This is a genomic window from Candidatus Hydrogenedentota bacterium, assembly GCA_019637335.1.
Taxonomy (GTDB): domain Bacteria; phylum Hydrogenedentota; class Hydrogenedentia; order Hydrogenedentales; family JAEUWI01; genus JAEUWI01.
In genome coordinates, this window is sequence record JAHBVV010000036.1 from 1 (window position 1) to 12,946 (window position 12,946).

Genomic DNA, 12,946 nt, shown 5'->3' on the forward strand with positions numbered 1-12,946 from the left:
GAGGGTGAGGGTGAGGGTGAGGGTGAGGGTGAGGGTGAAGGCGAGGGTGAGGGTGAAGGTGAGGGCGAGGGTGAAGGCGAGGGTGAAGGTGAAGGCGAGGGTGAGGGTGAAGGTGAGGGCGAGGGTGAAGGCGAGGGTGAAGGTGAGGGTGAAGGTGAAGGTGAGGGGGAAGGTGAGGGCGAAGGTGAGGGTGAAGGCGAGGGTGAGGGTGAAGGTGAGGGCGAGGGTGAAGGCGAGGGTGAGGGTGAAGGTGAGGGCGAGGGTGAAGGTGAGGGCGAGGGTGAAGGCGAGGGCGAGGGTGAAGGTGAAGGTGAAGGTGAGGGCGAGGGCGAGGGCGAGGGTGAAGGCGAGGGTGAGGGTGAGGGTGAGGGTGAAGGCGAGGGCGAGGGCGAGGGCGAGGGTGAGGGCGAGACCGGAATAGACTGCGAGGCATTGTCGCAACTTGGCGATACGATATACATCTCCAGCGAAAACGGTAGCGATATGTCCGGCGACGGGACCATTGGCCATCCGTGGGCCACAATCAACTTCGCCGTTCAGCAGATTGGGAATTGTGCATCGGCTGCGCGTCCGATCGTGATTGTGCTGGAGGCGGGTGCGTATGTGGAGCGTGTCGTCTTGCCACCCGGGGTGTCACTGCATGGTTCGGTTCGAAATGACGCCGCGGCGACACGGATCGCGCCCGATTCAACACTACTTGGCGCGGGAACTGCGATTGTTACCGCGGACAATGGCGCCGAAAGCATTCATTTCCTGCGCAACCTTACGATCGAAGCGCCGGAAGACGCGCCGGACGATACGGTGCTGTTGCGGGTGCGCGATACCCGTATTCAGGCGGCGCACGTCGATTTTCGCGCTCCCGGTACGCTCACGGTCACCGGTGTGGATATTGACGGAGAAGGAACGCTTGGGTCTCGATTTGTGGCGTGCCGCTTCGAGGATCTGGGGACGGGCATCCGCGCGGGCCATACGGACGCAAATGTAACGCGGTGCCGCTTCGACCGGGTTTCGGGGCCCGCGGTGCTTATCGTGGCGCCGGCGAGTCCGCCACCGGGCGATACGCAATATCCGCTGCTCGGATTCAAGGACGACATCGAGGGCTCCGGGCTGAATACGTTCGTGATGTCGGAAATAAACGGTGGCGTGGGACTGGTGATAGACACGGGACTCACGGAACGGACTCCGGAGACCCTGGATCTGCTCGCGCACGTCAACGACTGGGAAGGGTCCAAGACCCGGGATGATATTGTGGCGCGCGTATCGCCGAATGTTCAGATCGACTCGCGGGTCGGCGGGGGCGGGATATTGACGACGACCCTCGTGCTTCAACTGACGGACGAAATTACGCTTGAGTCCGTCGAAAATGCGACCGTCTCCCTTGGGGGCGGACTACCCAATCGGACGCGGAATGTGGATGGAATCTATGTGTTTGCCGCGATTCCGCCGGACAGTTACACCGTTACGGCAATCGCGGCGGCGTACGCTGCGGCGGAAGCCACGATTAATGCGGTGAATCCGATTGAGTTCGCCGAATTGTTCATGACGCCAGATCGTTCTGGAGAAGGAGAAGGAGAAGGAGAAGGAGAAGGTGAAGGTGAAGGAGAAGGAGAAGGTGAAGGAGAAGGTGAAGGTGAGGGTGAGGGAGAAGGTGAGGGAGAAGGTGAGGGAGAAGGTGAGGGTGAAGGTGAGGGTGAAGGTGAGGGTGAGGGTGAGGGTGAGGGTGAGGGTGAGGGAGAAGGTGAGGGTGAAGGTGAAGGCGAGGGTGAAGGTGAGGGAGAAGGTGAGGGAGAAGGTGAGGGAGAGGGTGAGGGTGAAGGTGAAGGCGAGGGTGAAGGTGAAGGTGAAGGTGAAGGTGAAGGCGAGGGTGAAGGAGAGGGCGAGGGTGAAGGCGAGGGAGAAGGGGAAGGAGAGGGAGCGGGGTGTCCGCTGTGGTCGAAATCACGTGGTTTCACGGAGCGTCTGGGCGATCTGTTTCTGCTCGGACTCGCGCTTATCGTGCTTTGTGTATTTCAACCGCCGAGCGCGAGACGCCGGTAGGGGTGGGCTGTCCGTTTCGGCGCGCTGTGACGTTTGACGATATAAGGTCCGACAACACAATCAAGCCCCCGGCGGTGTCGCCACCGCCGGGGGCCTTTCGTGTGCCACAGCCCTCTTTACAACAGGTTGACCACGCGGTCCGCCAGGCCCTTTTCGCCCAGCACCACGCTGAGCTTGGCGTGGCCCGCGATCTTTTCGAGGACCTCAAGCTCGCGCAGGCGCATGAGCGTCGGGTTGCTCTCGATGAGCTTCGCCGTGTTCGCCTGGCTGCGCATGGCGGCCGTCTCTTCGCGCCGCGCGATGAAGTTCGCCTCGGCGGCCTTCCTGGCCTCCGTGACCCGGTTCATCAGATCGCGCATATCGCCCGGCAGGATGATGTCGCGGATACCGACGCTCATGACATCGATACCGAGGGCCTTGGCGCGCTTGCGCGACGCTTCCGCCAGTTCATCCGTGACGGTGTCCTTCTCCGCCAGCAGCGCATCCAGGGTCCGCGCGCCCACGGTCGCCCGGAGGGCCAGCTGCGCGTCGCGGTACAGCGCCTGAATGGCGTCTTCCGCCACCTCGGCAAACAGCCGCGCGTTCACAACCTTGCAGGTCGCCACGACGTTCAGCCGCAGCGTTACCTTGTCCTCGGTCATGATTTCCTGGCCGCCCACGTCAAGCACCCGCTCGCGCAGGTCGACCATGAGCAGCTTCACCGCACCGGCGCCCTTGAAGAAGGCGTAGCGTCCGGGCTTCAGGATTTCCTGGAAGGTCCCGTTCAGGTAGAACAGGCCCACATGCCCTTCGGTTACGTCCTGCTTGTTGAAGACGAGTCCCGCGGCGCTGTCCGCCAGGATCGTCTCCAGGTTCGGGTGCTCAAAGCGCACCTTCTCCGTGGTGATGATCTCCGCCTTGACCTGGTTAAAGGTGTTCGGCAGGGCGTACTGTCCGGCGGCCAGCACGCCGTGGAGACGGCCGTTTACCGTCACCAGCGCGCGCTCGCCGTCCGCCAGGTCGAGCACCAGCGCCCGGTTGTCCAATACACCGGCCTTCACGATCACATCCAACTGCGGGTGGCGCACGAATGCGTCCCGCTCCTTTACCAGGTCCACCGTGATCCGGTTCATCGGGTCGAACATGTGGTACACGCCCGGCTCCACGATACCCGTGAATTCGCCTTCGTCGATGCGCAGGCCGAAGCAGTGCTTCGGGACGTGTACGCGCTTCCACAGGCGGTTCTTGATGTTCTTGATCAGTCGAATCATGGTGTTTCCTCCTCTATGCTGCGATGTAAACTCTTTATGCCTCGCGAACGCCTAGGGCCAATCTTGTGACTCCGTAAGCCGCGAACAAAGGAAATTCGTATCAGTGCTTGTGTCCGTCATTCCCGCGCACGCGGGAATCCAGTGGAGTTCCACGGTTTGCGTGCCCGCGTCTCTGGAACCCCGCGTTCACGGGCTGTCGAATTAACTGGTGCGGACGCCTCAAAACCTACAAGTTTGTGCTGCTGTCCTACAGCGTCATTCCCGCGAAAGCGGGAATCCAATGGATTTCGGAGGTTTGTGCGTTCGCGTTGCTGGATCCCCGCGTTCGCGGGGATGACGGATCTGCTCATTCCTTCCATAGTGTAGGGTGAGTTCAGTAAGTCGACGGCCCCTTTCGCGGGAATGACGGTTTCGTTCGTCTGAATGTTTCTGTCCCTTCGGGGAGCAGGCGGGCATCCGGGGCCACACCGTCCGCGCGGGGCGTTGCTTAAGCCGCACGTTACCCGCGCACCCGGAGGGGCGCGCGGCCTGTTGGTCCCGCCTTTCATCCGATTCCCGTGCGCGTATGCGCACCGGGCGCGGATGTCCCGCGGTTTCACGTGCGGCGGAATCCACACGCCGCAAAGCGCTTTCGATGCCGCCGCCTGATGACCCGCCCATCACAACGCACCCGGGCTCCGAAGAGCCCGAGCCGCCATGAAGCGGCGAAACCAACAGGCTGGCTGGCCCGAATGCCGCCCGCTCCCTTCCGGGTGTTTGCTCTGGAGCCCCATGCGGGGCGTCACGCTTTCCAGGCGTGTGGGGCGGGAATCGAACCCGCGACTCTCGGTTCTTCAAACCGATGCTCTAACCAACTGAGCTACCCGTGGCGGAAAGAGCAGGAATCGAACCTGCCACGGCAACGGCAGTTGCCTGGCGCACCTTGCGCCGTCTTTCCCAACCTGACACCAGAGATTCAGAACCCGTACACGGAACGCGGCCGGCCGAGCACGCCGAAGCGATGGGCAAACCGCGCCGCCGGTCTCGGGGCGTCAGCAGACGAAGCTTGCCCCCTTTCTGGAGGCAAGCTGCCCACCTGGCCATGCGTACCTTCCGGCATTGCGGACCCGATGGGGAAACTTGATTCAATTGTATGCGTAGCCCTGCGGGCCACCCAGGCCGCGCTCGCGACGCCGTCTTCAGAGCACGGAGCATGCCAAGCTTGTCACCGACTGGAAGCCTGTGCTCTCAAAGCGTTTTCAATAAAAGAGTTACAAGTCGTATGCGGACCTTGACATGTATGAAGGATGTCTCAAAGCGACGCACAAAAAATAGCAATATTTAGAAGAAAATATAATATGGAAGAATGGATGAGAATGTGGTGCGGGAGAGGTTCACCAACGAGATTCTTTTCGCCCATTTCCGTGGTCCATGTTTTTCGACCACGGATTACACCGATGACACGGATGTTCTTCTTCGCGCCAATCTGTTTGTATTCGTCGTACGACAGCTTCGTTGAGGCCAGCGTCTGCGTTGAGGCCTTCGGGGCGGAGGAATTTCTCTTGGCTGCGGTTCCAAGTACTGTTCCCAGGCGCCCATTCCGCCATTCGGTATGCATGTCTCAATTCCGCGAAGCGGATGGCACAGCGTTGACCGCGTCCGCCCGTCTCCCACTCGACATCGCGGCGAAAAATTGCCAGAATGTCCGTCAGATGTTTGTGCACGGATCTCCAAGAGCGAGGAGCAGGGAAATGGATCGAAGAACCTTCTTACGTACAACCACCGCCGCCGGAATCGCATCAACGCTGCATCCACTTGCCGCCGGGGCCGTTGAGAAGGCGCCAGCCAGCGAGCGGTTGCAGGTGTGTGTCATGGGTGCGGGCGGGCGCGCCATGGGCCTGCTGAAGACCTTTTCCGAAAGCCCCTACGCGGACGTCGTGGCCATCGCCGATATCGACAGCCGGCGTATTCCTGAAGCGGTTAGCGAAGTGGAACAGCGCCAGGGGTCCAAGCCCTGGACGACGGGCGATTTCCGCAAGATCATCGACGACCCGACGATCGACGCACTGGTCATCGGAACGCCCGACCACTGGCACGCCATCCCCACCATCCTGGCCTGCATGGCGGGCAAGGACGTCTACGTCGAGAAGCCGGACGGCCACAACATGGTGGAAGGCCAGCGGATGGTGGCCGCCATGCGCAAGCACAGCCGCATTGTCCAGATGGGATCGCAACACCGCGCAACCGAGCGCCTGCAATCGGCCATTGAATATGTCAGGAGCGGCGCATTGGGACGCTGCCTGGTGGCGAAGGCCTGGGAAAGCACGCGGCAGGGTTCGATTGGCCACATTCCGGATGAAGCGCCGCCCGAAGGCGTCGACTACGACATGTGGCTGGGCGGCGCGCCGAAGCGCCCCTTCAACCCGCGCCGTTTTCACGGCAACTGGCGCTGGTTCTACGACTATGGCACGGGCGACCTGGGCAATGATGGCGTGCATCGTCTCGACATGGCGGTGGCCCTGCTGAACGCCGCCTGCGAAGCCCAGGGCGACGAATCCCTCGGTATGCCGCGGAAGATTACGGCCAGCGGCGGCAAGTGGTACTTCGACGACATGCAGGAGTTCCCCGACACGCTCCAGGTCAACTACGAATACGAAGGGGCATTCCCCAAGTTACTGACCTACGAAATGCGCATATGGTCGCCCTACCCCATGAATGGGCTGGGCGAAGGGGCCGCCGTATACGGGGACAACGGCTACATCGAAATCGGCAACAACGGCTGGCGGGCCTTCGAAGGCCGCGAGCAGATCAAGCTCGTCGAAGGCGACAGCCACGAGCGCCCCCACGTGCAGGATTTCATCGACTGCGTGAAGTCGCGCAACCGGCCCTACTGCGATCTGGAAACCGTAGGCCACCCGGCCTCCGTGCTGTGCCACGCCGGCAACATTTCCGCCCGCCTCGGCCGTCAGTTGACGCTCGACGCCGCGTCGGAAACCTTCATAGACGACAACGAGGCCAACGCCCTGCGCACACGGCCCGAGTATCGCGCGCCGTGGCTATTGCCCGAAGTGTAGGCGGTTACTATTCATTCGAAGCGTACGGCTGTGCGGCAAAGGTGAAGCAATCCTGCTACGGGCCGCCTCCACGGGCGATCAAGGACGCTTTGCCCGATCCTGAAAGATTGCTATAACGGGCTTATGGCGGTTGGCGCTACCGGTCCCTTAATTTCTTGAAACCGCATAGAACGCAAAGAGCGCAAAAGGCTCTTATTTGAGCGCTTGAAGATTTCGGAGGCTAAAGATCTCTTTCTGCTTCGTACGCTCCGTTCCTTCGTGTTGGCGATATTTGCTGATTGCGGCCACCGGACAACCTACGCCGATTAAGCCCAGCATTGTTGACTACGCCCCCCTGTCCGGCTAAGCTGCTCGTATCCAGTCCCTAGCGAATTCTATAGCGGGATATACCCATGGCGAAAAAGAAAAACGTGGTAATCGGGTTTCTGGGAACGATCCTGGATCGGGTGGGGCGTTCGGAGAAGCGCTGGGAGAAGTGGCGGCCTTCGGTGGATCTCTGCCGTCAGGCGGGGCTGCCCGTGGCGCGGCTGGACCTGTTGACGGAGCAGGCGCACTACCGCACGGCGAATCGGGTGCGGCGGGATATTCAGGAGGCGTCGCCCGATACCGAGGTGACCTTTCACGACGCCCACTGCGATGACCCGTGGGACTTCGTGGAGGTCTACGCGATGCTGCACGACTTCGCGCGAAGCTATCCCTTCGATACGGACAAGGAGGAGTACCTCGTCCACCTGACCACCGGTACGCACGTGGCGCAGATTTGCCTCTTCCTGCTCACCGAGGCGCGTTATATCCCCGGGCGCCTGGTGCAGACGAGTCCCGGGCGCGGGGCGGCGCCGCGGAGTCCGGGGAACTACGATATTATCGACCTGGACCTCTCGAAGTACGATCAACTGGCCAAGCGCTTCAAGCAGGACCAGCGGGATGACGTTTCGCTGCTGAAATCGGGCATCCAGACACGAAACGCGGCGTTCAACGCGCTCATCGACGAGGTGGAGCAGGTGGCGGTGCACAGCCGTCAGCCGATCCTGCTCAGCGGGCCCACGGGCGCGGGCAAATCACAACTGGCGCGCCAGATCTACGCGTTAAAACGGCTGCGGCAGCGCCTGCAGGGGCCGCTTGTTTCGGTGAACTGCGCCACGCTGCGCGGGGACACGGCGATGGCGACGCTGTTCGGCCACAAACGCGGCGGATTCACGGGGGCCACCACGGACCGGCCGGGTTTGCTGAGGACCGCGAACAAGGGGCTGCTCTTTCTGGATGAAGTGGGGGAGTTGGGCATGGACGAGCAGGCGATGCTCCTGCAGGCCATTGAAGAGAAGCGTTTCCTTCCCGTGGGCGCGGATGTGCCGGTGGAGAGCGATTTTCAACTGATTTGCGGGAGCAACCGTGACCTGGTTGCGCGGGTGGCGGAGGGGCGTTTCCGGGAGGATTTGATGGCGCGGATTAATCTGTGGTCTTTCCGCCTGCCGGGGCTACGAGAGCGCAAGGAGGATATTGCGCCGAACATCGACTACGAATTGGATCAGACGGCGCAGCGGCGGGGGAGCCATGTGCAGTTCAGCAGGGAGGCGCTCAGCCAGTTCCTGAAGTTCGCCACGGGGCCCGAGGGGCAATGGAACGGCAATTTCCGCGATCTGGGGGCGGCGATCACGCGCATGGCGACGCTGGCGCAGGGCGGGCGCATTACAGTGGCCGAAGTGCAGCGGGAACTCGACCGCCTGCGGCGCGATTGGAATCCGCCGCGGCGCGATGAGGCCAGTGAACGGTTGGAGCACGTGCTGGGAGCCGAGGCCGTGGAAGAGATTGACCCCTTTGATCGGGTACAGTTGGCGGAGGTGATCCGTGTGTGCCGGGAAAGCCGGAATCTCTCCGAGGCGGGGCGGAAGTTGTTCGCGGTGTCGCGGACGAAGCGGAAATCGACCAATGACGCGGACCGGTTGGGGAAGTATCTGGCGAAGTTTGGGTTGGATTGGAAGAGGGTGGTTGGGTAGCCGCGAAAGAACGCAGAGGGCGCAAAGATGAGTCGGCTTTGCTGTTTCACGGGCGGAGCGGAACGTGTGCTTGACGCGGATAGGGTTGGGAAGGAACTGGAACAGATTGGGCTGGATTGTGGGCCGGCACTCAAATAGAATGCACTTTTCTGGTGATTCAAGGACTTGAACTAAATGAGAAGGTAACACAGCAATGGCCACGTTTAGGGAGCTGGCGGCGGACACTGCCCCGGCCGGTATGCTCTTCGATATAGCGCATCAGTTGGTATGGTACGAGAGCGATGGCTTTACGGAACACCTCGAGCGTTTGTCACGGGAAGCGCGGCTGGTATTCGTTTTGTGGAACTTCGACAACGAGATTCACAACGGCGGCTTTGACCAGTTCTTCTTCAATTCCCTCGGCGACCAGTGCGAGGAGATTCTGGGCTATCTCGACGAGGTCGGAGCGGAAAACTGCCACCGGATGCTGCGTTCGGCGATGTCGCAATTTCCGGGCGGAGAAGTCCCGGCGGACCGTCTCAAGCGACAGGAGGTGCTGTTGAAGATTACGGAATCGAAGTCGGTCAGCGACGCATTCAACGCGCTAGATGGCGAGTTTTACCGATACGAAGACGGATTGAGCGATTTGCTGGAGGAGTTCATTCGGAAACATCCGGATGTAACGGTGGAGAATCTTGATGCGTCGGGCAAGTAGCGGGAGGTACCTATGTGCGATTTAACAAGGGACCGGCGCGTCAGGAACGGAAAGACAACTCGAAGCCTCGGAGCTTGAAGGGGGCGCCTGGTGAGTCTTCATGGACGTGGAGACTTAAAACACCGCATGGCGGAATCCCGGGATATATTAAGAAAGGCGCGGCGCGCTTCAAACGGTGTCACGGGACCCCCCCGGAGGTGAGGCGCTGCGGTCGTTGCGCCGGCGCGAGAGAAAAGGAGTGCGGGCATGCGGGTTGCGGTGTTCAGTTCGAAAACGTATACGCGGCGGTTCTTCGACAGCCACAATACGCGGTTCAAGCATGAGTTGGTGTACCTGGAGCCGAAGCTGACCGAGCGTACGGCGGTTCTGGCGGAGGGGTGCGACGCCGCCTGTGTCTTTGTGAACGACGAGCCGGACGCGGGGGCGCTGGCGGCCCTGGCGTCGCGCGGGGTGCGGCTCCTGGCCCTGCGCTGCGCGGGCTTTAACCATGTCGACCTGGCGGCGGCCGAGCAGCACGGGATCACGGTGGTTCGCGTGCCGGCCTATTCGCCCCATGCGGTGGCGGAGCACACGCTGGCGCTTATGCTGGCGCTGAACCGCCGGATTGTGCGGGCCTACAACCGCGTGCGGGACGGGAACCTGGAGCTGGAGGGGCTGCTGGGCTTCGACTTCCACGGGCGCACCGCCGGGATTATCGGGACGGGCAAGATCGGCGCGCGTGTGGCCACCGTCATGCAGGCGCTGGGGTGCCGCGTTCTGGCGCATGATCAGCGCGAGGATCCGGAACTTGTTGCGGCGGGTGTGAAGTATACGGATCTCCCGGCGCTCTACCGCGCTTCGGATGTAATTTCGCTGCATTGCCCGCTGACGCGGGAGACGCGCCACCTGATCGATAGCGAGGCGATCGCGCAGATGAAGTGGGGCGTGATGCTGATCAATACCAGCCGCGGCCGTCTGATCAACACGGCGGACGTAATCGCCGGGCTGAAGTCGGGCCAGATCGGCTATTTCGGCATCGACGTGTACGAAGAGGAAGAGTCGCTCTTCTTCTCGGATCTTTCCGGCGAGATTATCCAGGACGATGTCTTTGCCCGCCTGCTGACCTTTCCCAACGTGCTGGTCACCGGTCACCAGGCGTTCTTCACGGAAGAGGCCCTGTCCAACATCGCGGAGACGACCCTGGGCAACATCACCCAGTTTGAAGCGACGGGCGCCTGCGATAATGCGGTGCGGTAGGGGTTTGGGGTTGGGCGCACACTGATGCGATTTGTCGCGGGTTGCCGCTCGTAGGCGTTGTGGCGCAGGCGAACATGCCACATTGCGGCGTGCGTTATGGATGATAATAGACGGCGGCTTCGCCGCCTGGCAGGCGGGGACGCCTGCGCTCCCAGCCTTTGACGCTTCCTTGTTTGGGAATGGCGTAATCTGGTTTGTGTGAAGCAGTTGTGGTAATGCAGTGTCCCAAACTCTTGAGCGTAGACTGGGGCGCTCAAAGGCGTGCGGATTGGGACACGCGGGGCCGAATACGCGCCGGGGTGGGATGCGTAACCTCCGTTTTCAGGCAGCGCGGAGTTAAGGCTGGACGAGGAATTGCGCCGTTGCTATTCCGCCTTACGGCGATTTCTTCTTATCGGCCTCCAGCATTTTCTTGAGCTTCTGGACCTTCGGCACGGCGTTGAACTGGATGTAGGGCTGGTTCGGGTTGTGCTTCAGGTAGTCCTGGTGGTAGTCCTCGGCGGTAAAGAATTCCGTGAGGGGCTCGAGGGTGGTGACGATGGGACGGCTGAACTTGCCGGAGGCGTTCAGCTGGGCGATGTAGGCTTCGGCGCGGGCTTTTTCTTCTTCGTCCTGGTAGAAGATGGCCGAGCGGTACTGCGTGCCGGTGTCGGGTCCCTGGCGGTTGAGGGTGGTGGGGTCGTGGGTCGTAAAGAAGACCCGCAGCAGCTGGCCGTAGGTGAGTTTGGCGGGGTCGTAGATGATTTCGATGGCCTCGGCGTGGCCCGTGGTTCCAGTGGTGACGGCCTTGTAATTGGCGCGGGCCGGGTCGCCGCCGGTGTAGCCGGAGATTACGGCTTTCACACCGTCGAGCTCCTCGAACACGCCCTCGGTGCACCAGAAGCAGCCGCCGGCGAAGATGGCTCTGGCCTCGCCCGGCTCATTGGCCAGGGGCACATCCTTCTCCGGTAGCGGAAGCCAGGGGGTGTCGTCCTTTTGGTCTTTTGCGGGGGTATCGTTCGCGGCCACGGCCACCTCCTCGATAAGGGTGTTCAGCTGGTCCTTGCTGGTGAAGCCCAGCGCCTCGGAATTCATGCAATAGCGCAGGCCGGTCGGGTCGGGGCCGTCGTTGAAGACGTGGCCCAGGTGCCCGCCGCACCGCGCGCAGAGGGTTTCGGTGCGCACCATGCCATAGGAGGTGTCCTCCTCGTCGACGATGTTTTCCTTCGCGATGGGCGCGTAGAAACTCGGCCAGCCCGTGCCCGATTCGAACTTCGTGTTCGATTCAAACAGCGGCAGGTTGCAGCCGGCGCAGGTGTAGACGCCCTCATCCTTGTTTTTGAGCAGGGCGCCGGTGAAGGCGCGCTCCGTGCCCTTTTCCCGGAGGATGTGGAATTGCGCAGGGGTGAGCTCCTTCTTCCACTCCGCGTCGCTGCGGAATTTCGCCGGAATGCGCACGGGATCGCCGAGGGTTCCGTCCGCGCTGAAGAGGCGCACGGTGACGTCGCCCTGGACGTCCGTATTCTTCACGGAGCGTTTGCTGTGGGAGCCCTCACTCCCGCGGACAGGTTCGCCCGCGGCGCCCGCCGGGGTGGAGGCCCCGGGCAGGAAGTACTGGGCGGCGGCAAAGGCCAGTACGGCGAGTCCCGCGCCGATGGTAAAGAAGGTGTTTGATCGTTTCATGGCGTTGTTTCCATGGGGTTGTGTGGAGCGCTGCATTCCATGCACTATTCTATATTCCGTGCGCCGGAGGGTCAATGTCGGGAAGGGTTTGCGGCTTGGACCGCGCCCCCCCGGCCATGGGCGGCTGGTAATACTTTAGCCGTCTAAAAGTAAAGCGTTCGCCGATACGAGATGCCTTACTTACACTGGATGTATTCGTCATTCCCGCGAAGGCGGGAATCCAGAGGGTTTCCGAGGTTAACGTTGCATGGTCTCTGGATCCCCACTTTCGTGAGGATGACGGTGTTCGATCACCGATAGCCGCCACCATTGGGTGCGACGAGGGTGACTACTTCAGACGGCTAAAGAATTGCGGTGGCTGAAACCATTGGGGCATGGGAGGTTTGGCGTCATGGGCGGATTGCGGAATGTTCTCATCGCGGCGGCGGTGCTTGCCGCGCTGGCGATAGCGCTGACCGCCGGCTGCCGGCTCGCACTGCAACACCGCGCGGTGTATCCGGGCGGCCTCACATTTGTCGGCGCCGCCGATGGCCTTTTCGGATCGCGCTATCACCGCGTGTACCTGTGGCGGGCGCCGCACGGCACGGACACCCTCCCGGCGTTCACGCTTCACGTGGAGGAGCGGGCGATGCCCCTGGCGTCCCTCACGCCCGAACTGCTCGGGGGCGCGCACGGCTCGCCCGGCGAGGGCGCGCTCTACGACAGCCGGGGGGCCTTGCTGCAGTACCGGTTCGAGAACGGGCGCCTTACCTGGCTGTCGATCGACGCCGGCGCCATGCCCGCGGGGCAGCCGCCCGGCGGGAACGTGATGCGCGGCGAATTCGGGCTTTCGAAGGGCGCGGGGAGCGCGGTGGCGCTGCCGGTTTCGCTCTCCACCCTGCGCGCCGCGCTCGGGACTCCGGATCGGACGATGTTGCACTTTGCGCAGTAGACGAGTCGCGCGGCGGTGGGGAGGGATAGCAATTATCCAGTCTTACATGGCCCGAAGAGGCGAAGGGTGAAAACGCCGCTTGCAACTTG

The 12,946-nt window shown here is 62.0% G+C and carries 9 protein-coding genes and 1 tRNA gene; 6 read left to right on the forward strand and 4 right to left on the reverse strand.

What is annotated here, in order from left to right; genetic code table 11:
- Nucleotides 1-4 precede the first annotated feature (4 nt).
- Nucleotides 5-421 (forward strand): polymer-forming cytoskeletal protein, encoded by a 417-nt coding sequence (locus KF886_24440; protein ID MBX3180510.1) that lies wholly within the window; start codon nt 5-7, stop codon nt 419-421.
- Between the two features lie 1,732 nt (nt 422-2,153).
- Here the strand turns inward: KF886_24440 and KF886_24445 are convergent.
- The 3 genes from KF886_24445 to KF886_24455 all read right to left on the reverse strand — a co-directional run bounded on the left by KF886_24445 (nt 2,154) and on the right by KF886_24455 (nt 4,884).
- Nucleotides 2,154-3,287, reverse strand: coding sequence for a slipin family protein (locus KF886_24445; GenBank protein ID MBX3180511.1), 1,134 nt, complete (start codon nt 3,285-3,287; stop codon nt 2,154-2,156).
- A gap of 866 nt (nt 3,288-4,153) precedes the next feature.
- Nucleotides 4,154-4,224 (reverse strand) — tRNA-OTHER (locus KF886_24450).
- Between the two features lie 354 nt (nt 4,225-4,578).
- The gene (locus tag KF886_24455) at nt 4,579-4,884 is read right to left on the reverse strand and encodes a hypothetical protein (protein ID MBX3180512.1); all 306 of its coding nucleotides are present in this window, start codon (nt 4,882-4,884) and stop codon (nt 4,579-4,581) included.
- A gap of 133 nt (nt 4,885-5,017) precedes the next feature.
- On the opposite strand from KF886_24455, the gene KF886_24460 reads away from it, so the two are divergent.
- From KF886_24460 to KF886_24475, 4 genes are all read left to right on the forward strand, one after another.
- Nucleotides 5,018-6,340, forward strand: coding sequence for a Gfo/Idh/MocA family oxidoreductase (locus KF886_24460; protein MBX3180513.1), 1,323 nt, complete (start codon nt 5,018-5,020; stop codon nt 6,338-6,340).
- Nucleotides 6,341-6,732: 392 nt separating this feature from the next.
- Nucleotides 6,733-8,334, forward strand: coding sequence for an RNA repair transcriptional activator RtcR (gene rtcR, locus KF886_24465; GenBank protein ID MBX3180514.1), 1,602 nt, complete (start codon nt 6,733-6,735; stop codon nt 8,332-8,334).
- Between the two features lie 193 nt (nt 8,335-8,527).
- Entirely contained in the window at nt 8,528-9,028 is a 501-nt protein-coding gene (locus tag KF886_24470; protein ID MBX3180515.1) for a DMP19 family protein, read from the forward strand.
- A 246-nt stretch (nt 9,029-9,274) separates the two neighbouring features.
- Complete coding sequence (locus KF886_24475) at nt 9,275-10,264, forward strand: 2-hydroxyacid dehydrogenase (protein MBX3180516.1); 990 nt, start codon at nt 9,275-9,277, stop codon at nt 10,262-10,264.
- 375 nt (nt 10,265-10,639) lie between these two features.
- On the opposite strand, the gene KF886_24480 is transcribed toward KF886_24475, so the two are convergent.
- A complete protein-coding gene (locus tag KF886_24480; GenBank protein ID MBX3180517.1) occupies nt 10,640-11,926 on the reverse strand; it encodes a bifunctional methionine sulfoxide reductase B/A protein in 1,287 nt (428 codons plus the stop codon).
- A 391-nt stretch (nt 11,927-12,317) separates the two neighbouring features.
- Here KF886_24480 and KF886_24485 point away from each other — a divergent pair, with 391 nt between their 5' ends.
- Nucleotides 12,318-12,857, forward strand: a complete 540-nt coding sequence (locus KF886_24485) for a hypothetical protein (protein ID MBX3180518.1) — start codon at nt 12,318-12,320, stop codon at nt 12,855-12,857.
- Nucleotides 12,858-12,946 lie beyond the last annotated feature (89 nt).

What these genes read in the sequence shown, in the direction of transcription:
- KF886_24445 (MBX3180511.1), bottom strand. Translation starts at nt 3,287, where the DNA reads ATGATTCGACTGATCAAGAACATCAAGAACCGCCTGTGGAAGCGCGTA.
- KF886_24455 (MBX3180512.1), bottom strand. Translation starts at nt 4,884, where the DNA reads ATGCATACCGAATGGCGGAATGGGCGCCTGGGAACAGTACTTGGAACC.
- KF886_24460 (MBX3180513.1), top strand. Translation starts at nt 5,018, where the DNA reads ATGGATCGAAGAACCTTCTTACGTACAACCACCGCCGCCGGAATCGCA.
- rtcR (MBX3180514.1), top strand. Translation starts at nt 6,733, where the DNA reads ATGGCGAAAAAGAAAAACGTGGTAATCGGGTTTCTGGGAACGATCCTG.
- KF886_24470 (MBX3180515.1), top strand. Translation starts at nt 8,528, where the DNA reads ATGGCCACGTTTAGGGAGCTGGCGGCGGACACTGCCCCGGCCGGTATG.
- KF886_24475 (MBX3180516.1), top strand. Translation starts at nt 9,275, where the DNA reads ATGCGGGTTGCGGTGTTCAGTTCGAAAACGTATACGCGGCGGTTCTTC.
- KF886_24480 (MBX3180517.1), bottom strand. Translation starts at nt 11,926, where the DNA reads ATGAAACGATCAAACACCTTCTTTACCATCGGCGCGGGACTCGCCGTA.
- KF886_24485 (MBX3180518.1), top strand. Translation starts at nt 12,318, where the DNA reads ATGGGCGGATTGCGGAATGTTCTCATCGCGGCGGCGGTGCTTGCCGCG.